The organism is Trichocoleus sp. DQ-A2 (assembly GCF_039961915.1).
GTDB lineage: Bacteria > Cyanobacteriota > Cyanobacteriia > Cyanobacteriales > FACHB-T130 > FACHB-T130.
The window spans coordinates 1-22,408 of record NZ_JAMPKD010000042.1 but is presented as its reverse complement, the minus strand read 5'-3'; the positions used below and the strand labels follow the sequence as shown (position 1 = coordinate 22,408).

Annotated in this window: 17 protein-coding genes and 3 pseudogenes; 11 read left to right on the top strand and 9 right to left on the bottom strand. The window is 46.7% G+C overall.

Translation table 11 applies throughout. The features are described 5' to 3' along the window. The first annotated feature begins 71 nt into the window (after positions 1-71). Positions 72-1,949, top strand: a complete 1,878-nt coding sequence (locus tag NC997_RS26280) for a DNA-directed RNA polymerase subunit gamma (protein ID WP_190425180.1) — start codon at positions 72-74, stop codon at positions 1,947-1,949. Between the two features lie 225 nt (positions 1,950-2,174). Then, positions 2,175-6,248: a DNA-directed RNA polymerase subunit beta' gene (locus NC997_RS26275; protein ID WP_190525589.1), complete on the top strand. Its 4,074-nt coding sequence runs from the start codon at positions 2,175-2,177 to the stop codon at positions 6,246-6,248. Positions 6,249-6,492: 244 nt separating this feature from the next. On the opposite strand, the gene NC997_RS26270 is transcribed toward NC997_RS26275, so the two are convergent. Continuing rightward, positions 6,493-7,716: an HhoA/HhoB/HtrA family serine endopeptidase gene (locus NC997_RS26270; RefSeq protein WP_190525588.1), complete on the bottom strand. Its 1,224-nt coding sequence runs from the start codon at positions 7,714-7,716 to the stop codon at positions 6,493-6,495. 270 nt (positions 7,717-7,986) lie between these two features. Between NC997_RS26270 and NC997_RS26265 the strand changes: the two genes are divergently transcribed. Continuing rightward, positions 7,987-8,352: a metal-sensitive transcriptional regulator gene (locus tag NC997_RS26265; RefSeq protein WP_190413957.1), complete on the top strand. Its 366-nt coding sequence runs from the start codon at positions 7,987-7,989 to the stop codon at positions 8,350-8,352. 103 nt (positions 8,353-8,455) lie between these two features. Here NC997_RS26265 and NC997_RS26260 read toward each other — a convergent pair whose 3' ends face one another. Together NC997_RS26260 and NC997_RS26255 are read right to left on the bottom strand one after the other, a co-directional pair. Beyond that, complete coding sequence (locus NC997_RS26260; protein ID WP_190525587.1) at positions 8,456-8,698, bottom strand: hypothetical protein; 243 nt, start codon at positions 8,696-8,698, stop codon at positions 8,456-8,458. A gap of 1,140 nt (positions 8,699-9,838) precedes the next feature. After that, the gene (locus NC997_RS26255) at positions 9,839-10,018 is read right to left on the bottom strand and encodes a hypothetical protein (protein ID WP_348257836.1); all 180 of its coding nucleotides are present in this window, start codon (positions 10,016-10,018) and stop codon (positions 9,839-9,841) included. A gap of 41 nt (positions 10,019-10,059) precedes the next feature. Between NC997_RS26255 and menH the strand changes: the two genes are divergently transcribed. The 3 genes from menH (at position 10,060) to NC997_RS26240 (ending at position 12,073) form a co-directional block, all read left to right on the top strand. Beyond that, positions 10,060-10,872, top strand: coding sequence for a 2-succinyl-6-hydroxy-2,4-cyclohexadiene-1-carboxylate synthase (gene menH / locus NC997_RS26250; RefSeq protein ID WP_190525586.1), 813 nt, complete (start codon positions 10,060-10,062; stop codon positions 10,870-10,872). A gap of 314 nt (positions 10,873-11,186) precedes the next feature. Beyond that, entirely contained in the window at positions 11,187-11,573 is a 387-nt protein-coding gene (locus tag NC997_RS26245; protein WP_190525585.1) for a VOC family protein, read from the top strand. Positions 11,574-11,866: 293 nt separating this feature from the next. After that, positions 11,867-12,073: a hypothetical protein gene (locus tag NC997_RS26240; RefSeq protein WP_190525584.1), complete on the top strand. Its 207-nt coding sequence runs from the start codon at positions 11,867-11,869 to the stop codon at positions 12,071-12,073. Between the two features lie 118 nt (positions 12,074-12,191). Here NC997_RS26240 and NC997_RS26235 read toward each other — a convergent pair whose 3' ends face one another. Then, the gene (locus NC997_RS26235) at positions 12,192-12,896 is read right to left on the bottom strand and encodes a glycoside hydrolase family protein (protein WP_242031283.1); all 705 of its coding nucleotides are present in this window, start codon (positions 12,894-12,896) and stop codon (positions 12,192-12,194) included. A gap of 2 nt (positions 12,897-12,898) precedes the next feature. Then, complete coding sequence (locus NC997_RS26230) at positions 12,899-13,561, bottom strand: NAD(P)H-binding protein (protein ID WP_190525583.1); 663 nt, start codon at positions 13,559-13,561, stop codon at positions 12,899-12,901. 305 nt (positions 13,562-13,866) lie between these two features. Between NC997_RS26230 and NC997_RS26225 the strand changes: the two genes are divergently transcribed. After that, complete coding sequence (locus NC997_RS26225; RefSeq protein WP_347275925.1) at positions 13,867-14,490, top strand: DUF1997 domain-containing protein; 624 nt, start codon at positions 13,867-13,869, stop codon at positions 14,488-14,490. A gap of 53 nt (positions 14,491-14,543) precedes the next feature. Here NC997_RS26225 and NC997_RS26220 read toward each other — a convergent pair whose 3' ends face one another. Then, on the bottom strand, positions 14,544-15,014 hold the full coding sequence (locus NC997_RS26220) for a DUF4079 domain-containing protein (protein WP_190413972.1): 471 nt from the start codon (positions 15,012-15,014) through the stop codon (positions 14,544-14,546). Positions 15,015-15,166: 152 nt separating this feature from the next. On the opposite strand from NC997_RS26220, the pseudogene NC997_RS26215 reads away from it, so the two are divergent. Both NC997_RS26215 and NC997_RS26210 read left to right on the top strand, forming a co-directional pair. Continuing rightward, a pseudogene (locus tag NC997_RS26215) lies at positions 15,167-15,926 on the top strand (ZIP family zinc transporter). Positions 15,927-15,998: 72 nt separating this feature from the next. Continuing rightward, a complete protein-coding gene (locus tag NC997_RS26210) occupies positions 15,999-17,477 on the top strand; it encodes an ankyrin repeat domain-containing protein (RefSeq protein ID WP_190525582.1) in 1,479 nt (492 codons plus the stop codon). Between the two features lie 137 nt (positions 17,478-17,614). Here the strand turns inward: NC997_RS26210 and NC997_RS26205 are convergent, their stop codons facing one another. After that, positions 17,615-17,785, bottom strand: coding sequence for a hypothetical protein (locus NC997_RS26205; RefSeq protein ID WP_190525581.1), 171 nt, complete (start codon positions 17,783-17,785; stop codon positions 17,615-17,617). 706 nt (positions 17,786-18,491) lie between these two features. Between NC997_RS26205 and NC997_RS26200 the strand changes: the two genes are divergently transcribed. Next, entirely contained in the window at positions 18,492-19,448 is a 957-nt protein-coding gene (locus tag NC997_RS26200; RefSeq protein ID WP_190525580.1) for a PEP-CTERM sorting domain-containing protein, read from the top strand. Between the two features lie 197 nt (positions 19,449-19,645). Continuing rightward, positions 19,646-21,466, top strand: coding sequence for an HTTM domain-containing protein (locus tag NC997_RS26195; RefSeq protein WP_190525579.1), 1,821 nt, complete (start codon positions 19,646-19,648; stop codon positions 21,464-21,466). Between the two features lie 225 nt (positions 21,467-21,691). Here the strand turns inward: NC997_RS26195 and NC997_RS26190 are convergent. Continuing rightward, positions 21,692-22,261, bottom strand: a pseudogene (locus tag NC997_RS26190) (2OG-Fe(II) oxygenase); the annotation flags it as partial. 6 nt (positions 22,262-22,267) lie between these two features. Next, positions 22,268-22,408 (bottom strand): annotated as a pseudogene (locus NC997_RS26185) (IS630 family transposase); the annotation flags it as partial.

Here is a 22,408-nt window from a genome sequence, read left to right as displayed (position 1 = left end):
AAAATTAAAAATTAGGAATTCTTTAATTTTTAATTTTTCATTTTTAATTTTTAATTGGAGCGCAGCGACAGATGAGACATCAGCTAGAACAGCGGTTTGACTACGTCAAAATTGCTCTGGCATCGCCAAAGCGAATTCAGGACTGGGGGCAAAGAAACCTGCCCAATGGTCAAGTGGTGGGTGAGGTTACGAAACCCGAAACGATCAATTACCGGACGCTCAAACCAGAAATGGATGGCCTTTTCTGCGAGCGCATTTTTGGCCCCGCAAAAGATTGGGAATGCCACTGCGGCAAGTACAAGCGGGTGCGCCACAGAGGTATTGTCTGCGAACGCTGCGGCGTAGAAGTGACAGAATCGCGGGTGCGTCGTCACCGTATGGGCTACATTAAGCTAGCGGCACCTGTGGCTCACGTTTGGTATCTCAAGGGCATTCCCAGCTATATGTCGATTCTGCTGGATATGCCCCTGCGGGATGTGGAGCAGATTGTCTATTTCAATGCGTATGTGGTACTCAGTCCTGGCAACGCGGAGAATCTCAGTTACAAGCAGTTGCTGACGGAAGATCAGTGGCTGGAAATTGAGGAGCAGCTCTATAGCGAAGATTCTACCCTGCAAGGTGTCGAGGTGGGAATTGGTGCTGAGGCGCTGCAACGTCTCTTGCAGGACATTAACTTGGAAGCAGAGGCTGAGTCCCAACGAGAGGAAATTGCCAATGCTAAGGGTCAGAAGCGGGCGAAACTGATTAAGCGCTTGAGAGTGATTGACAACTTCATCGCGACTGGTTCTAAGCCAGAGTGGATGGTGCTGTCGGTGATTCCGGTAATTCCGCCAGATTTGCGTCCAATGGTGCAGCTGGATGGCGGCAGATTTGCCACTTCTGACTTGAATGACTTGTATCGTCGGGTAATTAACCGCAACAACCGCTTAGCACGGCTCCAAGAAATCTTGGCACCGGAAATCATTGTTCGCAACGAGAAGCGGATGTTGCAAGAAGCAGTGGATGCGCTCATTGATAATGGTCGTCGGGGACGGACGGTAGTAGGTGCCAATAATCGGCCCCTGAAATCTCTGTCAGACATTATTGAAGGTAAGCAGGGACGCTTCCGGCAAAACCTGTTGGGTAAGCGAGTGGATTACTCCGGACGTTCTGTAATTGTGGTGGGACCAAAGCTAAAAATCCACCAATGCGGCTTGCCACGAGAAATGGCAATTGAGTTATTCCAACCGTTTGTAATTCACCGGCTGATTCGCGGCGGACTAGTCAATAATATCAAGGCAGCCAAGAAGCTGATTCAGCGCGGGGATGCCTCTGTGTGGGACGTGCTAGAGGAAGTAATTGCCGGACACCCGGTAATGCTAAACCGGGCACCAACGCTGCACCGTTTAGGGATTCAAGCGTTTGAGCCAATTCTGGTAGAAGGTCGAGCAATTCAGCTGCACCCACTGGTATGTCCGGCGTTCAACGCGGACTTCGATGGCGACCAGATGGCGGTTCACGTACCGCTTTCTTTGGAGGCTCAGGCAGAAGCGCGGTTACTGATGCTGGCTTCTAATAACATCCTCTCTCCAGCGACGGGCCGACCCATTGTAACGCCTAGCCAAGACATGGTATTAGGCTGCTATTACCTAACGGCAGAAAACCCAGCAGCGACCAAGGGTGCTGGAGGTTATTTCGCCAGCTTGGATGATGCGCTCTTAGCCTATGAGCAGTCTGCGGTAGATTTACACGCCTACATCTGGGTGCGCTTTGACGGGATAGTAGAGAATGATAAACCGGATGCGGAGCCGGAAAAGGTGGAAACCTTAGCTGATGGCACCGTCTGGACAACCTACAACTTCCGTCGAGTGCGGCAAGACAAGGAAGGAAACGTCTTGACCCAATACATTCGGACGACGCCCGGTCGAATTATCTACAATAAGACGATTCAAGAGGCATTGGCAATATAAATCAGTGTTGAGGACGGAGTGATTGAGGGCTGGGCAAAGAGTTTTGACTTTCCTCCTCACTCACGTCCTCGCTCCGGTGTTTTGTGTTGGCTTGTTCTGTGTTCGCTCAGTCCGCGAGTTGAATGGCCCTACGCGAATACGCCTCATTGCTCAGTCTTCTTTAAATACTCGTTTTGCGAGTAGAGCGCCGCTACGCTAACAGTCCTTATACCTCAGTCCTAACTTATGGCAGAGCAACCAGAAATCAAAAATATTTTTCATAATCGGATGGTGGACAAAGGGCAACTGAAGAAACTGGTTGCCTGGGCATTTACGCATTTCGGTAGTGCCCGCACCTCCCAAATGGCAGATCGCCTGAAAGATTTGGGCTTCCACTACGCGACTAAAGCGGGTGTCTCGATTAGTGTGGATGACTTGCAGGTGCCGGATTCTAAGCGGCAGTTGCTGGACGCTGCCGAAACTGAAATTCGCTCTACAGAAGCACGCTACACGCGGGGCGAAATCACCGAGGTGGAGCGCTTCCAAAAGGTTATCGATACCTGGAATAGTACCAGCGAAGCCCTAAAGGATGAGGTGGTTCGCAACTTTAGACAAAAAAATCCCCTGAATTCGGTCTATATGATGGCGTTTTCTGGGGCGCGGGGAAATATTTCTCAGGTGCGTCAGCTGGTGGGAATGCGTGGATTGATGGCAAACCCCCAGGGAGAGATTATTGGTCTGCCAATTAAGACGAATTTTCGGGAAGGTTTGACCGTCACGGAATATATTATCTCGTCTTATGGGGCACGGAAGGGATTGGTAGATACCGCTCTACGTACAGCGGATTCCGGCTATCTTACCCGCCGCCTGGTGGATGTGTCTCAGGATGTAATTGTTCGGGAAGTGGACTGCGGCACCCAGCGAGGGATTCGCTTACGCAGCATGACTTCGGACGATCGGGTGCTGATTCCTTTGTCCGATCGCCTGCTGGGTCGCGTTTTAGTAGAAGATGCGGTTCATCCCACCACGGGGGAAGTGGTCATGCCCCGCAATCAGCCGATGTCAGAAGAAATGGGGCTGAACATTGTTAAGGCTGGGATAGAAGAAGTTTTCGTGCGATCGCCCCTGACCTGCGAAGCCGCCCGTTCCGTGTGTCAACATTGTTACGGCTGGAGCCTCGCCCACGGACATCTCGTGGATCTGGGGGAAGCGGTGGGAATTATTGCCGCTCAGTCGATTGGCGAACCAGGCACCCAGCTCACCATGCGGACGTTCCACACTGGCGGCGTCTTCACTGGCGAAGTGGCGCGACAAGTCCGTGCGCCGATGACCGCCAAAGTGCGCTTCAGCCGAGGGATGCGGACGCGGGGACTGCGGACGCGGCACGGGGAAGATGCCTTGCTGGTGGAATCGACCAATGCGGAATTGATTCTCGATCCGGTAGACAGCACTCAGGAGCAAATCTCGATTCCGCTCACTCAAAATTCCACCCTGTACTGTGTCAATGGCAGCACGGTAACGGCAGAACAGCTATTGGGTGAAGTTGCGATCGCTTCTTCCACTCGCGCCCATACAGAAAAAGCCGCCAAAGACGTTACCACTGACCTGGCAGGCGAAGTGAAGTTTGAAGGTCTGCTTCCAGAAGAAAAAACCGACCGCCAGGGGAACACCACCCGGATTGCGGCGCGGGGTGGTTTGTTGTGGATTTTGTCTGGAGAAGTTTACAACCTACCTCCAGGTGCCGAAGCCGTCGTGCAGAACGGTAAAGTGGTGGATCGCAACGACGTACTCGCAGAAACCAAGTTGGTGAGCGAGCATGGTGGTGTCGTCCGGCTAAAAGCTGATGACGCTGGTTCGCGGGGACGAGAAATTGAAATTATCACCGCTAGCGTGCTGCTAGACCAAGCACGGGTGCGAATGGAAGCGACTCAAGGCCGCGACCATTATGTAATTTATACCGCCGACAATCAGCGCTTTTCCCTGAAGGCCACCCCAGGGACAAAAGTTCAAAACCACCAGGTAGTAGCCGACTTAATTGACGATCGCTATAACACCCAGACCGGGGGAATTATCAAATACGCCGGTGTGGAAGTTGCCAAAAAAGCCAAGGCAAAACAAGGATACGAAGTCATCAAAGGCGGCACCTTGCTGTGGATTCCAGAAGAATCCCATGAAGTGAACAAGGATATCTCCCTCCTGCAAGTGGAAGACGGTCAATACGTAGAAGCCATGACAGAGGTCGTCAAAGATATCTTCTGTCAAACAGCTGGGATAGTGGAAGTAACTCAGAAAAACGATATCCTACGGGAAATCGTGATTAAGCCCGGTGAACTACATTTGGTCGATGACCCAGAAGCAGTTATGGGAACAGATGGATCGCTGTTCTATCCGGGGCAGGAAGTTATGCCAGGGCTAACGGTTAGCGAGTTGCGCTATACCGAATTTGTGGAAACCCCTGAAGGCCCTGCATTGTTGCTGCGTCCAGTGACTGAGTTTCACGTTCCGGATGAGCCGAGCGTACCGTCTCAAGCTTCTATTTCTGGCAGGGGGCGTTACAAGATTGAGCTGCGGGCAGTTCAGCGGCTTCCTTACAAAGATGGGGAACGGGTGAAGTCCATCGGAGGGCTGGAACTGCTGCGGACGCAATTGGTTCTGGAAATTGGCTATGGAGCTGAAAGTGAGAGCAGTTCCGAGAGCCTTGGTGCTTTAGAACTACTGGCGGCGGATATTGAGTTGCTGCCAATTGAAGGAAAGGGAGTTGAAGCAAAAGGCAAGGACGACGAAGAAAGCTCCGCGCTTTCAACCGTAAGTTCTGAACTTTCGCCTCGGACTTCAGAAATGCGTTTACAGCTCTTGGTTTCGGAATCTCTGGTGATTCGTCGGGATACAGCGGCAGATCCACTTTCTGGCAGTACCCATACACGGATTATGGTGACTGACGGTCAGCAGATCGAGCCAGGAGCCGTTGTGGCTCGCACGGAAATTCAGTGCAAGGATGCCGGAGAAGTCCGGGGGATTCGCGCTGGAGAAGCCTCGATTCGCCGGGTGCTGCTGGTTCGGGATACCGACCGGATAAGTGTTGATACGAAAGGCGCTAAACCCACCGTAAAAGTGGGAGCGCTGTTAGTAGCAGGGACTGAGATCGCCTCTGGCGTACTTGCCCCAGAGTCGGGTCAAATTTCCGCCATCTTGGAGGATTCGATCCAGATGCGTCTGGCTCGTCCTTATCGCGTGTCTTCCGGAGCCGTCTTGCATATCGATGATGGAGACTTGGTGCAGCGGGGTGACAACCTAGTGCTGCTAGTCTTTGAGCGGGCGAAAACTGGGGATATCATCCAAGGTTTGCCACGTATTGAAGAACTGCTGGAGGCCCGGAAGCCAAAAGAAGCGTGTATTTTGGCACGGCGTTCGGGAACGGCTCAGGTCGTTTACGGACCTCAGCAGGACGCAGAGGAGATTAAAGTCATTGAATCGGACGGCGTCGTGGCTGACTATCCCCTCGGCCCCGGACAGAACGTCATTGTGGGAGATGACATGGTTGTAGAGACTGCGGAGGCGCTAACCGATGGTCCTGCCAACCCTCATGAAATTCTAGAGATTTTCTTTGAGCATTACCGGGAAACGATGGGAGTCTACGAAGCGGCGCTGATGGCGTTGCAGAAGGTTCAGACTTTCCTGGTGAATGAAGTGCAGTCGGTTTATCAATCTCAGGGGATTGATATTTCTGATAAGCATATTGAGGTGATTGTGCGCCAGATGACCTCGAAAGTCCGGGTGGATGATGGCGGCGACACCACGATGCTGCCGGGAGAGTTGGTGGAACTGCGGCAGATTGAGCAAGTGAATGAAGCGATGGCAATTACTGGCGGGGCACCGGCGCAATATACGCCGATGTTGCTGGGGATTACCAAGGCATCGCTGAATACAGATAGCTTTATTTCTGCGGCATCTTTCCAGGAAACGACGCGGGTTCTCACCGAAGCAGCAATTGAAGGCAAATCTGACTGGCTGCGCGGTCTGAAGGAGAATGTGATCATTGGGCGACTGATTCCGGCAGGAACCGGGTTCAATGCCTATGAGGACAGCATCAGCTCAGATGTTGATATGTCAGCATCTGGCTTCGGTTCCGGACTGGATGTTGAGGAGGACGCGCTGGACGTGGTGCTGGATGACCGAACAGCTCGTGCTTACAGCCCAGGTCTTGGATTTGAAGAACGGCCTACTTATGGAATGGGCGGCGCTATCTCTCCAGTTCTTGATGATGACGACGACCTCATTGACGATGTTGAGGATGACGACGACTTTGAGGACGACGACTAGAGAGTAATGAGTACCGAGAACTGAAGAGAGAGTAGAAAGAGGAGACAAAAAGTAGTAACCGCGGTGTGCAACTTTCTGTATTTCTCCCCCTTAAAAAGGGGGTTAAGAAAGTTAAGAAAAAGTTGCAGACCTTAGAAAAGGAATAGAGAAGAGAATATTCTCTTCTCTATTCCTTTTTACTTTTAATTCACTCAATCCTCAAGTCTCAAGCACTCAGTCCTCACCTCTCAGCCCTCAGCACTAATTAAGACTGTTCTTGCAATTCACCAGCGCGGACGCTAATGGATGTCGCTTGGCTGGCGCGCTGCACCTTCATCTGTATAACCTGACCGACACGGCTATTCTCGACAATTCTCTGCAACTCGGCGGCAGTCTTCACGGGTTGCCCATCAATCTCCAAAATCACATCCCCCCGGCGCATTCCACTTTTGGCAGCTGGGGTATTTGGCAACACTCGCACGACTAGGACCCCGTTGATTTCTGGCACCTGTAGGGGAGCATTGGGGTCGCTGTTGTTTTCAGCCGCTACTTGGGGCGTTAGGGTTGCCATTTGAACGCCGAGATAGGGATGAGCGACTCTTTCTCCACGCGCCAGCTGAACAGAAATTGTTTTGGCTTGATTAATCGGAATTGCAAAGCCTATCCCCATTGCGTCAGCACGAATCGCCGTGTTGATGCCAATTACTTCACCCTGTTGATTTAAGAGTGGTCCACCGGAGTTACCTGGATTAATCGCTGCATCGGTTTGAATGAAATCCAATCGCTTGTCAGGAATCCCCACAGCGGCACTGGAGCGTTTAAGGGTACTGATAATTCCCAAGGTGACAGTGTTATCCAATCCTAATGGATTGCCGACTGCGATCGCCCAGTCACCCACTTGCACTTCGTTAGAATCTCCAAGAGGTGCCACGGGTAAGTCGCTACCTCCATCGATTTTGACCACCGCCAAATCCGTTACCGGATCGGCACCTTGTACCTTCCCCTCTATTGTGCGTCCATCCTTAAGGGTGACAGTCACCTTATCCGCCTGATTGACCACATGGGAATTTGTCAAAATAATCCCACTCTTGTCAATAATGAAACCAGAGCCTTGACCGCGTAGGCGCTCTTGCATCGGCCCTCTGGGCAACTCTTCACCAAAAAAACGCCGGAAGAAGGGGTCGTCAAACAACGGATCGATGTTACGGTTGACTGTGCGCTCGGTATCAATTCTGACGACTGCCGCTCCTACCCGATTCACCGCTGCGGTGACAAAACTGCCAGTTGCAGCAGTATTGGGAATTCTAGAAATACTGCTTTGCGCTACCAGCTCTGATGCCCCTGGAGTAAGTGCAACTTCTTTGGGAGCAGGGCCAGCCTGAGACGGCAAGACACGATAAGTGCCAAACGCCAAAATGCCTCCTAGAAAGGTGGCAATTACATAGGTACTGACTTGACGCAGAAACCGAAAAAACTTTGGAAATTGCATAGCATCAATTTTCTAGCTTTGTGATGATCTATCTGGTAACAAAAATATCCCTATAGTTATTTTTACAGGTGAAACGACTGAACTTAGGCTCAAGCACTGATGCGGTTTTCCCTACATCTCAAATTTCTATAAACATAAAGACGCATTCTTTGAGGCGACACATTAGCGTAGGGGCACGAAGTGGAGTGTAGTACAATTTTTCATCTCTAGAAGAGCAGATACTTAAATAGGCTACGATGTGGAATACAAATGCTGCCTTATTGACTCTCCATGATTGGATCGAATCCGCTAACTGACGAAACCTTGCCCGTCCACGGTCGTTCACATACCCACGAGCATGGGGATGAAGAGTCTCCCCATCATCATGTCCACAGCGAAGAATCACTGCGGCGGGTTGTTAATCGCTTGTCTCGGATTGAAGGACACGTCCGAGGCATCAAAAATATGGTGCAGGAAAGCGAATCCTGCCCCAAAGTTCTCGTGCAGATTGCTGCTGTGCGGGGTGCCCTAGATCGGGTGGCGCGGATAATTTTGGATGAACATTTAACTGAGTGTATTGCCCGCGCAGCTGAAGAAGGCAATATTGAAGTTGAAATTGAAAAGCTAAAAGAAGCTTTGGATCGATTTTTGCCTTAGTTTAGTTAGATTAAAAACTGGCTTCCCTTTGCGAAACTGGCTTCCCTTTGCGTGGAAGCCAGAAAAAAACATTGCTATCGAAAACAACGCTCTAGCTAGGGATTTACTTATGCTTGTGCAGCAACTTATCAACAAGCACCTCTTGGTCGTCTTCACTCAAGCTGTCCCAATCCAGCCCCCGTTCAGCACTCAAGACGCGCATCTGCTGCTCTTTCTCTGTTAACCTATCTGTGCCATTCATCTTTCTTTCCGAGGCGAGGGTATCCAAGAGTATGGACTGATCCTCCTGTGGCAGTTGTTTAACTAAGTCAATTACCTGCCTAATTGTCAATTCTATCTTTGGCATGATTATTCCCTCGGCAGTTTATGAAATTGATATCTGAAACCACAGCGACAATCATGACGGGGTGGCGGTTGTGGCTGAAATGAAGAAGCGAACATCTACGACACGCCGGGAAGAGCTGATTTGAGATTTTTGCTCAAGAGACGCGAAGACATAAAGGCAACTACTATGAAAAGTTCGCAAATTCTTTCAGCTCAACTATTTGTGAGAGTACCACAAGTAAGAAGCTAGCTGCTGCCTCATCTCTTTAGGAAAGGACTCGCGATCCTTCAATTTTTTTTCTCTCAAATGCTTGTAAATATTGATGTCTCAAATTTACATAATTCAATGTTTTTAGAGGTATTTTTTAGCATAGATAGAAGTACGATTTTTACATTTTTACAACTTTTAATTTTGTTAAAGCTCTTTTAATAAAGAGCCTTTAGATAATATAGTTTTATTGTTTATTTTACTAAATGTAAAAAAGCGAGTTTAAATTTTTTTGACAATGAAAGCCATACAATTCTAAACATTGTATACGTTTTGATTCACCTCCTAAGTTGCTTACACATGGAAAATGTTTAGCTATGCGATAGATTGGCAATTGGCTTTAAACGTAAACCTTTATTTATCACAATATTGTATAAAACTCTGCTTAAACAGCTTTTACAGGTTGTCGAGTTAACGGGGATCAATTCAAAATAAATTAAGCAGAATTATAAATTATCGGCATTTATTAACATAAATTGCTTTCTTAGTTTATTTGACTTGATAGAATCAACGATTTGTATTATTGACGAATAAAAATAAATTTGATTTTTATATCAATATATTTTGATAAATGCAAAAAATAGAATAATTACTTTGTTTTTTGATTAAAAAAATTATTAAAAAATTAATCCCAGAAATAACAATAATCAGTGAATAAAACAATAAAATTTAAATACATACCAAAAAATCTTGATTATGTAAATTTAATGAGATAGCAATAGTTAGTAGTTTTTGTCATAATATTCACTTTTATTAGCCTAATATTTACTTTAAAAACGCAGCATAATTCAAAAAAAATAATAAAATTTAATATAAAAAATAAAAACAATAAGATATATTAATATTTTTATTGGTGGCACTATGTTGGAGAAGCTGGAGGAAGCGATCACACGGTTAACCCGGTTCGATTGCCTCTGTACACAGGGATAGCAAAAGCTTCCTAATTCCGGAGTCCGAATTTCCAACGAATAGAGCAGCATAAATTCTACTGCATTGCTTGCAGCTCCAGTCAGGATAGCGATCGCAACTGATAGTGTTGGTGACAGAGGATGCGATCGCTATCCTGACGTGCATTACGATTAAGCAAATCAGATTTGAGCAAACAGTTGTAGAGGATGACGTTTGATTATCAATTTCACTATTCTTTGAGCGGTAGCGCAGATAAACCGATAATCCTGTTTTTACATGGCTTTATGGGTGACTGCAACGAATTTAATCAAGTTATCTCATTTTTGTCTGACCAATTTTGTTGTCTTGCTGTTGACCTTCCAGGTCATGGACAAACTAAGGTTATGGGTGGAGACGAGTGCTATGAAATGGCAAATACTGCCCAGGCTTTGCTCAACCTGCTAGAACAGTTAAGCATTGAAAAATGTTTTTTGGTTGGCTATTCGATGGGTGGACGATTGGCTTTATATTTGACCCTTCATTTCCCCGAACGTTTTCCTAAAGTTGTCTTGGAATCGGCATCTCCTGGGTTGAAGACCGAAGAGGAACGATGGAAGCGACTCCAGCGGGATCTAGAATTATCGCAGGAATTAGTAACGATTGATTTTTCAGAATTTTTAACAAATTGGTATCATCAGCCGCTTTTTGTTTCTCTCAAAAAACATCCGAAATTTGAGCAGATAATAGAGTTTCGGCTACAAAATAATCCCTTTGAATTGGCTAAGTCCCTAAGTAATTTGAGTACTGGATGCCAACCTTCTTTATGGAAAGCGCTCAAACAAAACCAAAACCCTATGCTTTTGCTAGTGGGTGAATATGATAACAAGTTTAGAATCATTAACTCAGAAATGGCGAAACTGTGTAAAGCAGCTAAGGTTAATTTAATTAGTAATTGTGGGCATAATATTCATGTAGAAAATCCAAGAGTATTTTTTGACAAAGTTAGCCAGTTTTTAGCTAAACCTGTATCAATTCAATAATATTTGTTAAGGTAATGCTTACCCTAAATACCATTTGGGTTTTGAGGCGCTGCCTTAACGCTCGCTCAATCGGGCTTAAAAAGGAAAGCTAAGAAATTTATATGTTACAAACAAAATGATAAATACCCCGCCTCCGCTTTTAGGTAGGAGGCTGGGGCGAGATTCTAAATGATAGCTATTTAAACCAATTTTATATTATAAAAAATACGGTAATTTGCAGCTTTAATTAGTTTAAATTATTAATTTGCCTTTTCCGAAGTAAAGTATTATCAGAAATGTAGTTTATTGGTTGCCGTTGTGCGGAATTTCATTTTATGGAAACAATAGGAATTCATCATGCCGCGATTATTTGCTCTAACTATGAAAAATCTAAAAAGTTTTATGTAGAGGTTTTAGGATTCTCAATTATCCAAGAAACCTTTAGAGAAGAAAGAAATTCTTACAAATTAGATTTGAGAGTTGGTCGCGGCGATCAAATTGAGCTTTTTTCATTTCCTAATTCTCCTCAAAGATTAAGTCACCCTGAAGCTTGCGGATTGAGGCATTTAGCGTTTGCTGTCAAAAATATAGATGAAGCTGTTTACTATTTAAAAAACCAAGGAGTGCAGGTAGAAGATATTAGACTTGATGAGATGACTGGCAAGCGGTTTACATTCTTTAGCGATCCAGACGGATTACCTTTAGAAATCTATGAAAAATAGCTTTACAGGCGCTTAAACTTATGTTGGCTAATCAATTACTTGGTTTTTCTCTGACATCAAGCTCTCAAGGAGCTTTTAAGCTTAAGAAAATTATCACTGCTTTGGCAAACGTTGTTAAGTTTTTTTCTTAAAAACTTAACAACGTCCGGAAAAAAAGGAGCAAAAGCAAGGGTTTCTACGGAGAAAGGCGATCGCATTCATCAAAAGTCCCTTAAAAAAACGGTGGGAACAGTCTATTAATTCAACTATCTATAGTAATAGATTGTTCGACCTCACCTCCTTTGGAGTCCGCCATGAACCTCCACCGCCCAGCTTTGTGCTTACTACCCGGTCTCAAAAAAAGTACAAGCAAAGGTTTCACAACCTTTGACTTAATCGCTCATATTTTTCTAATTGGGCTGGTGGTAATGGCTATGCCGATTTTTTTCAACACCTCAGCTCCAGAAGGAGGTGTTGCCTCTTCTAACCGCAAAACGTTGCTGATCAGGATGAATTTCTAGGAAGTCTACTTTACCAACAATGAGGGGAAAGAAATATTAGGGCAAGCTGAAGAGTGTGTTGAATACTAAAGTTCACTGAACTAGATTAAATTTGGAAACCCGCACTCGCGTCGGTTTTTTATCCAAAAGTTTGTAGCTCTTCTTTTAGCATTTGCTCATAAATTTCTGGCAACTTCCCACTCATAGAGTTGGTTTCTATCCCATAGCCCAGACTTGTCCAAGTGCCAGATAGCAGCCGCAACACCTTTTTTAGTTTCCCTTGACGCAGCAACTTGGAAATGTCTACTTTCCAGGCTTTCCGGTCGCTCAGCCACGCATAAACTACAGCGTCCTGAAATTGTGGCTCAAAGCTATAAGAGTGCCAAAACATAAATTCTGAAGGCTGCGGGTGATAACGCTGAGCCTTCTCAAGCCAGGTCGTGTTGAGCATCTGATAGCGACCAGCAGCAGTAGAACATTTTCCCGTATTAGGGCCAACACCAATCGGGATGCACATCTGGGGATGCTGGCTGAGGTCTTGGACATACTGACCGCCATAGATGACCCGATAAGGCTGGGCAACATTTGCTTCACTAGCAGAAATTGTCCGCATCAAGGCACGGATATAAGGATCGCCCCCTTGCATTGCCAAGGGAGCGGTACCGTTTCCGTTCAGTGGAGCCACCGACGAGTTTCCGTAGGAGAAGCCGCGATCGCGTAGCTCCTCCCAGTCCTTCAAATAAAGCAACAAGCACAGCACCGCCGTCATGCTCAGCATTCCGATGAGAAAACTCCCGATCGCTGAAAACATACCGGCGAGAAAACGCCCGATGGCTGAGAACATAATCAGGCCACACTGGCAAACATCTGCTCCCAGCTTTTTTCAGGAGCCTCTGCCTTGGTAATGATTTCAACAATTTTATTGCGAGCCGATGGTTGAAATAGCGCTTCGACACACACTTTCGCGACCTTAGTACGGGGAATGCTGCCACTTAAAGACAGAGTGTCAGCCTTGTACATAGCGATTGGCTCTGAGTTCTCTTCGTTTTTGAGGCCTCCCGGTCGCACAATTGTGTAGGTCAACCCGCTTTTCTGAATATATTCCTCTGCTTGCTTCTTCCACACCAGAACTAGCCAGAATAGATTCAGTGGGTGCAAAACTTGAGAAGCACCAATTGAAGAAACCAGCACAAAATGCTCGATTCCCTTCGCCTTGGCAGCATCCACTAGATTTTTAGTGCCTTCGTAGTCCACCTTGTAGGGTCCCGTCGGGTCTAAGCCAGGGCTAGAACCTGTGGCGCACAGTAAAACCGTACTATCACCTAGGGCAGAAGAGAGGCTTTCTGGCTGTAAAACATCGCCCACTACCAATTCAGCGGCATCTGGTAGAATCTGTCTAGCTTTTTCGATGTCTCGAACTAACGCTCGAACAGGTATATTCCGCTGCACTAGCTCTTGTACAATCCGACGACCTGTCTCGCCCGTTGCCCCTGCTACAAATGCTTTCATTAATTTCTCCGTAAATTACCCGTGTCCAGTCTTTAGAATCGCAAGCTATGCTGAGTGGACAGAGAATTTTTTTTGGTTGGCAGTAAACTCTAACTTTTTAATTGTAGAAACTCAAAGGCGTTGTCGTCTTTTGTTGAAGAATTAGAATCTATGGAAACAATTCAGCCCATTGTGGGCATCCTGTATATAGAAAAACGGCAACCAGCGCAGGAGAGCAGGTGATGCAGTCGCAATTCTACGATCGTCAACCGTTTGAGGTACCGTTTGAGGTTAACTCAGGAATGTTGAATCCAGTATCCAGTCTCATGGATGCCGACAACGCAGCCATAGAAGCCGCGAGTACAAATGAAACGACTCGATTTCATACTCACTTTGAGAGCTGCATGGAGATGTATGCCGATGCCGAAACGGTTGCTAAGTATCTAGATACTCACCACGGTTGGTTCTGCCGCTGCGCTCACCCCATGCAAGTAGAACCCCTAGGAGAGAATGGTTACGCTTTGGTAATCGGGCGTTTTGGTGCGTTTGGTTATGAGGTGGAGCCAAAAATTGGCTTAGAACTGTTGCCACGGGATCAAGGTGTTTATCGAGTTCGGACAGTACCCGTTCCGAATTACGTGACTCCAGGCTATGACGTTGACTATGAGTCGGCGATGACATTAGTGGAAGTACCGGCAGATAGATTCGCCCCACATCAGGTATCTGCGATCACCTATGTTGAGTGGCATCTGGACTTGTCCGTTTATATTCAGTTTCCCAAGTTTATTCACAAGTTGCCTAAGTCTGTGATTCAAAATACGGGCGATCGCCTCTTGGCTCAAATTGTGCGACAAGTTTCTAAGTCTCTCACCCCCAAAGTCCAGGAAGACTTTCATACCAGTCTGGGCTTGCCCGTGCCTAAAAAAGCCAAGAAAAGGGCTAATGGCTAAATCCCTAATGGCTAATGGCTAATTGCTATTAGCCATTAGCATCCTCCCAAAGGCTACATCTTGCTGATGATCCTTTGCAAAATTTCCACACCGCTGACAGCTTGCCAGCCAAACAGTCCCAAAAGCACAACATTTAAAAAAATGTGACTGTAACGCGCCCAATTGTGACCTTTTTGCATATAGGGAGAGAGTGCAGCAGAAACTGCTATCATCCCGGTCATGCCTAAACCTGCCAGCAGGTGCGGTCCGAAAAAGAGTTTTCCATTATTGATATAGGTAACGCCCATGCCAATTAGGGTGCCTATCACCATCAACGCCAACAGCAATGAACCAACTTGGTAGTGCCGGACGTTAAACCTGCCTTTGATTAGCTCTTTTTTGGCTTCCCCTTCAGCATTGCGAGTGCGTCGGACTAGAATGCCCAGATATAGGGCATAGAGGGATGTGCCCAGTAACACCCACATCAAGGCGGGGTGAATAAAATTAAGCCAGGGTTTAATCGATACGGGGATTTCCAAGCTCATAAGATTCGGCTCATTAAGGAACTTTATAAAACTTATCATAATGGCTGTCTACCTTTGGGTAGTCGTCATTACCGCGCCATAACCTCAGATGATTGAGTAGTCGAAAATCTGCTAAACATTGCAGGGCAGGAATTTCTGAAGGAAGGCAGCTGATGTTACCAGTCTGGTTACAGGCAGGTTTCTGGGGATTGGTGGGTGGATCGGCGTTGCTATCCGGAGCCGGGTTGGGATATTTTGTGCGAATTTCCCCGCGAGCGATCGCAGCCGTGATCGCTTTCGGTGCCGGGGTGCTAATTTCGACGCTATCTTTTGAGCTAATGGATGAGGCTTATCAGCGGGGTGGCTTCGATTCAACAGCAATTGGTTTCTTAAGCGGTGCTGCTGTCTACACACGAGCAAACTGGTATCTGAATTATCAGCGTGCCAAGCATCGCAAGCGCTCTGGCAACCAACAAAAATCTCTTATAGGAGGCGAGTGGGAGCGGTTTAGCGATCGCAGTGGGAGCCTTGCTTGATGGCATTCCAGAATCAATTGTAATTGGCGTTAGCACGATCCACGGAGGTGCTGTCAGCTGGGTGGCGGTAGCAGCCGTTTTCCTCTCAAATATTCCCGAAGGACTCTCCAGTGCCTCTGGCATGAAGAAAGCAGGTCGTTCAGCTCGCTATATCTTCGGCGTGTGGGCAGCGATCGGGATTCTTTCCGGTATCGCGGCACTTCTGGGCAATACGATTTTCAGTCACGCCTCGGAAAAAATTATCGCCGCAACTACCGCCGTGGCAGCAGGCGCAATTCTGGCAATCATATCAGACACCATGATTCCAGAAGCTTTCGAGCAAGGCCATGATTTTGCTGGACTAATCACCGTTGTTGGCTTCCTCGTTACCTTTGTCCTCTCCAAGCTTGGGGGTTAAGCGACACCCTCCTCTCAAAAGTATAATTTGAGGTGAAGTTGGCAATGCTGCGGAGGGGATCGGGCAACAGCGGTGAGTGCAAATCAAGACTTAATTAGGGCGGCGAAGCGGGGAGAAATTCAGCGGATAAAAGCGCTAATCGCCGCTGGCGCTGATGTCAGTGCGACAGATCGGGAGGGCACCACTGCTTTGATGTTTGCCGCCCAGAACAGCTACACCGAGATTGTCAGACTTCTACTGGACGCTGGTGCAAACGTCAATCAACTTAGACAACGATATCGTCTGACGGCTTTGATGATAGCGGCGGCAGCGAATCAGATTGACGTGGTTAAAATGTTAGCCGCCAAAGGAGCTGATGTGAATGCCGCCAACGAGGATGGCAGCACAGCGCTGATGGTGGCGGCGCTGAAAGGTCATGCTGACGTGGTGCAAATCTTGCTGGATGCGGGTGCCCAAGTCAATGTCAAAGACAACGTTGAGGATACGGCTTTGATGTTGGCGGCGCAGGAGGGCAAAACTAGGGTGGTGCAAGCCTTGTTAGATGCCGGTGCTGAGGTGAATGGGAGGAGAGAGAATGATGGCGTCTCTCCCTTATTTCTTGCTGCTGGACTCGGACACGCTGACACAGTGCAGGTTTTGTTAGACGCAGGGGCAGATGCGAATGCCGAAACCAAGGACGGCAGAAGCCCCCTGATACAAGCTGCTGAGTTTGGTCGTTTAGAAGTGATTCAGCGGTTGTTAGCGAATGGCGCTGATGTGAATGCGAAAGACAAAGAAGGTGAAACCCCTTTAACTCTCGCAATCGATCGAGTTCATCCGGAGGTAGTGAGAGCATTGCTGGAGGGCGGTGCCGATGTGAATGCTCAAAACTCGGATGGCTCAACGGCGCTGATGGCTGCGGCAGCGATCGCTAACACGGATATTGTGACGGCGCTACTCGATCGCGGCGCGGATATCAATGCCAAAGATAAAGATGATGAGACGGCTTTAAACTTTGCCGTTGTCGAAGGTCATGCTGATGTTGTAGAAATTCTCCTCAACCGAGGGGTGGATGTCCAGTCGCGAAATAAGCTGGGCGATACCGCTTTGATGGTGGCAGCATTGCATGGTCAGACGGCGATTGTGGAAGCTCTGTTAAGAAAGGGCGCGAATTCTAACGCGGGGAATCTGGGTGAGACAGCGTTAACTGTGGCAGCATTGCAGGGGCACGCTGACACGGTGAAAGTGCTGCTGGAGGGTGGGTCTAAGCCCAATACACGAACCAACGACGGGAAATGTGCGCTAATCAAGGCAGCTGAGCAGGGGCACGCGGGGGTGATGCAAGGGCTACTCTCGTTGGGAGCGGATATCAATCTTCAGGATGATGCTGGTGCGACTGCTTTAATGTGGGCGGTCCAGCGGGGTCATGCGAATGCCGTGCAGGTATTGCTGAAAGCTGGTGCGGATGTGAATTTGAAGAACCGGGGTGGCTACACGGCTTTGGCGATCGCCCAAATGAATCGAAACCGGGAAATCGCGCGATCGCTCAAAGCATCTGGAGCTGTAGATTAACGCTTAAAAGCCTGTAAATGGTGCCAAGGAGTAAGGAAGTAGAGTGCAAGGCTGCGACGCGCGATCGCGTGCCCAGCACTCTTACAGCATTTGTTGTAGAAATCTCTGCGAATCAATATTAAGCGGTAAATCGCTAATCAATTAGTGTGGAATGCTACTTTTACACAATGGTTTTCCCTACAATGCCGCTGAATCAAGACGGCACCCTCTGTAGCAGGCTGAGGGATCGTTTTAGCACCCGGATCGGTGTGAGCGATCGCGCCATCTTCGTGTAGTTGTAGGTTGGGTTGAGGAACGAAACCCAACACACAGAAGCATTTGTTAGCATGGCTCCTTAATTCAACCTACCTTTGCTTTGAATTTTTAGCTTCTTCGTGAACCGTATTAGAAACTGCCTCGGCAACCGATTGTAAGTAGCCAGAACTGGCTACGCAAGAATCATCTGGGCTTAAATACACAACATGAGTGGGAACTCAAACGAGTCTGCGGTGTTCTATCTGTTTGAGGATGGCGTAAGCGATGAAAACGCTTTAAATCTCGCAGTGAAAAACAGCGATCGCCTTCTTAAAAAGCATCAATCATTTACGTGGAATCCTCATAGATTGTAAAGTAACGATAAAGAAAAATGCCTATTTATTTAAAGCTATCAATAAGTTACGTATAAACCCTGATATTTAATTTTAAGAAACTATAAACTTAATCTATTTTTATATAAATTTATTATAAAGCCTCAGTATAAACACCTTGCTTTAAATTAGAAGCTAACAAACTGCTTCGTTTTAACTAGGTAAATAAACTAAGTAAAATCTTCATCAGTAGAATCATGAAGTAGCGATAAAGAGCGTTGCCATTTTATTTAAAGATATCGAGAAACTACTGAGAATCTATTGTGGCTTAGAGGAGCCACTGATATATTGCGTACATTAGCTGAGCGTGAAATATGCAGGGCTAAAGAAAAAGCATTATCTACAAACGCCAATTTAATCTTGTGTCTTAACCAAGGAGATTTCATCGATGAAAGTAACTTCATTTTTACCTTCCGTTTTAGCAGCAGCTGGCATTGCTATTACATCCTCTTTTCTAGTACCAAGCTCGGCACAAGCCTTCGGCATATCTTTTGGTTCCACCAGTCAATCTTCTAATAACCCTGCCACTGGCGCATCAGCTTTTGTAGACTTCAGTTTTATTCAGGAAGGAAACAACGTTCGGCTTGGGCTGGATATCACCAACACTACTGGTCAAAGTATTTTCGGCGCTGGAGCCACTCAGTCTAAACTGACAGGTGTTGCGTTCGATCTCCTGGAAGGTTTGTCCGTAGTTAGCAACTCCTACATAGGCAGCAGTTTCTTCCCTACACTGTTACAAAACGTTAATTTTACCCCTTTTAGTAATCAAGTCGGTGACTTTAGCGTTGGTGTTGCTGATAACGGTAACTTTGAAGGTGGCAATGCTAATGGTGCCCTTCCTCAGGGCGGCAATACGTTTGTCAGCTTTTTATTAAGTGGTACAAACCTTGTTGCTGCCACACTTGAAAGCCAATTCCTGGCTGGATTTCAAAATAACACCCTTCAGGCGGCAGTTCGCTTCCAGCAGGTAAATGCTGGCGCTGGGAGTGACAAATTGCTAGGTGGTACTATTGTCGGCGGCACCACCGGCGGCGATACCACTGGCGGCGATACCACTGGCGGCGATACCACTGGCGGCGATACCACTGGCGGCGATACCACTGGCGGCGATACCACTGGCGGCGATACCACTGGCGGCGATACCACTGGCGGCGATACCACTGGCGGCGATACCACTGGCGGCGATACCACTGGCGGCGATACCACCGGCGGCGATACCACCGGCGGCGATACCACTGGCGGCGATAATGGTGGTTCAACAAAGGTACCAGAACCAGGCACTGTGGCAGCTCTAGCCTTAATGGTTGGAGGACTGAGAGTAGTGCGCCGTCGGAAATCTAACTAAACCATTCATTGATTGAATAGTCATTGTTTCGGTAAGCGATGGGGGTTGGAAGTTTAGTTGAACTTCCAACCCTAATTTTTGCTAACAAGGTGCTTCTGTATCGGTGGCACTGTAATTTGGATAATGAATGGCGATTTTGGCGACTTTTATAGGGATTTTAGTTATAACCGAATTGTCAATTAAGGGGCTAACGTTCTATGTTCTCCAAGGAGAAAAAATTTAAAAGTGGCTTTGAGAGGAAGCTAGAGGAAGTGTTTGGGTTAGACTTGCGATCGCTCGCGTTGTTTCGCATCGGTCTAGCGTTGCTCGTCGTTACCGATCTGATTAATCGTTCTAAGGATCTCAAAGCTCACTACACTGATTTTGGCATCCTTCCCCGCGCCCCACTGATTGAACAATTTTTAAATCCTTGGTTCTGGTCAGTACATTTATTCAGCGGACAAGCTTTATTTCAAAGTTTTCTATTCTTATTTGCTGGATTTATTGCCTTTGCACTTTTAATCGGTTATCGGACAAGATTTGTCACCATCGTCTCCTGGGCACTCTTGGTTTCCCTTCATAGTCGAAACCCGATGGTACTCAGTGCGGGGGACATCGAATTTCGCTTGTTGCTATTTTGGGCAATGTTTTTGCCGTTAGGGGCATCTTATTCGGTAGATAGCGCCCTTAATTCATCCTCAAAAGCTTTTCCAGAGCGTATTTTGTCCGGTGCAACGGTCGCCTTGACACTACAAATCTGTTTTGTCTACTGGTTTACATGGGCGCTGAAGTCCGATCCGATCTGGTGGAAAGAAGGCAGCGCCGTTTATTATGCCTTGAGCATCGATCAGTTTGCGACCCCCATCGGTCAATTTTTCTTAGGATTTCCGCCGCCACTGCTCGTCTTTTTAACCTACACCACGCTGGGGATTGAGTTATTAGGGCCATTTTTACTGTTCATCCCCATCCGTACCAGCTTTTTCCGCTTGTGTGCGGTGGCGACATTTATCCTGTTACATCTCGGTTTTGGACTAGGACTAACCCTCGGTCTTTTTCCCTTTATCAGCGCGATCGCTTGGCTGGTTTTCATCCCTAGCGAGTTTTGGAATGGGATCTCCCAGCGCCTGCAAACTCCGCAACGTCAGGGACTAAAAATCTACTATGACGGAGAGTGTGGTTTCTGTAAAAAGACGGTATACCTGCTCCGCACCTTCTTAGTATTGCCAGGAACGCCACTGCTTTTAGCTCAGGATGACCCGGAAATTTTCGCGGACATGAAAACGCACAATTCCTGGGTAGTGGTCGATTGGGAAGGATACAAACATTTCAAATTTAAAGCGATCGCCTACGTCTGTCACCTATCACCCTTACTTCGACCTCTGACTCCCTTGTTGGAATGGCGTCCTGTGTTGTCTGTGGGTACGAAAGCCTACGAAATCATTGCCAACAATCGCCGCGCCGCCTCTAAAGTCACGACTCCTTTAAAGTTTCGTCCTCTGGAAGTGCGTTCTTCGTTGTTAACAGATATTATCGCCTTCCTCTTATTGCTTTGCGTCTCTTTGTGGAATCTCAGGACGATTGCTCCCTCTATCTTTAAGCTGCCAAGCGTGGTTAACTGGGTGACGCTTGTGTTGAGATTGGACCAAAAATGGAGTATGTTTGCTCCCTATCCACTTAAAGATGATGGCTGGTATGTCATTCCAGGTCAGCTTAAAAATGGCACCGAAATAGATGTTTTTAAAAATGGCATACCTGTAAGCTGGGAAAAACCACGTCTTGTGTCTGCGACTTATCCAAACGAGCGTTGGCGCAAATACATGATGAATATTTGGAGCAAGGACAATTCCAAATATCGTCTTTACTATGGGCGATATCTTTGCCGCAACTGGAATACTCAACACCAAGGGTCACAGCAGCTTGATACCTTTTCTATTTACTTTATGCGTGAAAACACCCTGCCAAATTATCAAACCCCAACGGTAAAAAAGGTTCGCATTTGGAAGCATTCCTGCTTTAATCCATCCCCAGAAGATAACTAAGCTGATGTGCATTTCCAAATGCACATCAGCCTTATAGTATGCGTTTTTTCGTCGCGTATACACTGGGAGTATTCTACGTTTACCAGAATTTACCTAGACCCTGGAGGATGCAGCTACAAAAACGTAGCCTGACGGAGACAGGCTAATTCTTTAAATGGTCAATTAACCGGACTTGATATTAGACCGCGAAGGCGGTCTTTGTTCGTGTAGCTGCGACTTTAGTCGTTACGCATTATTTACTTGACGACGCACCCAGCCATTAATGGTGAATCGACTGTCTGCGAAAGCTTTAGAAGGACAAACCACAGGCAAGACTTCGTGTAAATAGCGGCTCAGGAAAAACACAATGCTGTTGTTTTTCGGTTCAACTGTTTTAAACGAGTCTGATTGTACGTAAAAATTGTTTTCCACCTTACTGTCGTAAATCAGTAACTCTCCACCAGAAAAGGGTTTTGGCTCGCGATAAAAGTAATAAACATAAGTTAATTCTCTAGTGATAGTTTCAGGGCTGCCATTATCGTTATGAATTTTGAAATAATTCCCGTCATTATGGGAAGTTAACTGACTTTCAATATCGGAAACTTTAAAAGAAGGTATCCCTAGCTTTCTGAACACATTTGGGAGAATCGCTTTAATTCGATTGACTACCAATTCAGAAAATTCTGGGAAGTAATAGAGAACCATTGAGCGACGATAGTCAGCCTCGTTTGTTGAAGTGCTAGTAGAAACGAAGTTTGACTCTTGTTCCCAAACATAATTAAGTAAGCGGTTTTTTTCTTCTAACGTTAAAAAGTTAAGTGCTTAAGCAAAATTAATTACATATTCGGTTCCGACTTTTTTTAGCACATTTTTGACATACTTTACTAAACTTTTCCAGTCCCGATAAGCCTCTATCTCTATCCATTCATATTTCATAAACTTCCATAAGATTTCAATTAAGTT

Bases quoted from the DNA above. Each gene is read 5' to 3' on its own strand.
- NC997_RS26220 (WP_190413972.1), bottom strand. From the start codon at position 15,014: ATGAGCTTGGAAATCCCCGTATCGATTAAACCCTGGCTTAATTTTATT.
- NC997_RS26275 (WP_190525589.1), top strand. From the start codon at position 2,175: ATGGCAGAGCAACCAGAAATCAAAAATATTTTTCATAATCGGATGGTG.
- NC997_RS26195 (WP_190525579.1), top strand. From the start codon at position 19,646: ATGTTCTCCAAGGAGAAAAAATTTAAAAGTGGCTTTGAGAGGAAGCTA.
- NC997_RS26235 (WP_242031283.1), bottom strand. From the start codon at position 12,896: ATGTTCTCAGCCATCGGGCGTTTTCTCGCCGGTATGTTTTCAGCGATC.
- NC997_RS26255 (WP_348257836.1), bottom strand. From the start codon at position 10,018: ATGCACGTCAGGATAGCGATCGCATCCTCTGTCACCAACACTATCAGT.
- menH (WP_190525586.1), top strand. From the start codon at position 10,060: ATGACGTTTGATTATCAATTTCACTATTCTTTGAGCGGTAGCGCAGAT.
- NC997_RS26230 (WP_190525583.1), bottom strand. From the start codon at position 13,561: ATGAAAGCATTTGTAGCAGGGGCAACGGGCGAGACAGGTCGTCGGATT.
- NC997_RS26240 (WP_190525584.1), top strand. From the start codon at position 11,867: ATGAACCTCCACCGCCCAGCTTTGTGCTTACTACCCGGTCTCAAAAAA.
- NC997_RS26225 (WP_347275925.1), top strand. From the start codon at position 13,867: ATGGATGCCGACAACGCAGCCATAGAAGCCGCGAGTACAAATGAAACG.
- NC997_RS26270 (WP_190525588.1), bottom strand. From the start codon at position 7,716: ATGCAATTTCCAAAGTTTTTTCGGTTTCTGCGTCAAGTCAGTACCTAT.
- NC997_RS26260 (WP_190525587.1), bottom strand. From the start codon at position 8,698: ATGCCAAAGATAGAATTGACAATTAGGCAGGTAATTGACTTAGTTAAA.
- NC997_RS26265 (WP_190413957.1), top strand. From the start codon at position 7,987: ATGATTGGATCGAATCCGCTAACTGACGAAACCTTGCCCGTCCACGGT.
- NC997_RS26280 (WP_190425180.1), top strand. From the start codon at position 72: ATGAGACATCAGCTAGAACAGCGGTTTGACTACGTCAAAATTGCTCTG.
- NC997_RS26200 (WP_190525580.1), top strand. From the start codon at position 18,492: ATGAAAGTAACTTCATTTTTACCTTCCGTTTTAGCAGCAGCTGGCATT.
- NC997_RS26245 (WP_190525585.1), top strand. From the start codon at position 11,187: ATGGAAACAATAGGAATTCATCATGCCGCGATTATTTGCTCTAACTAT.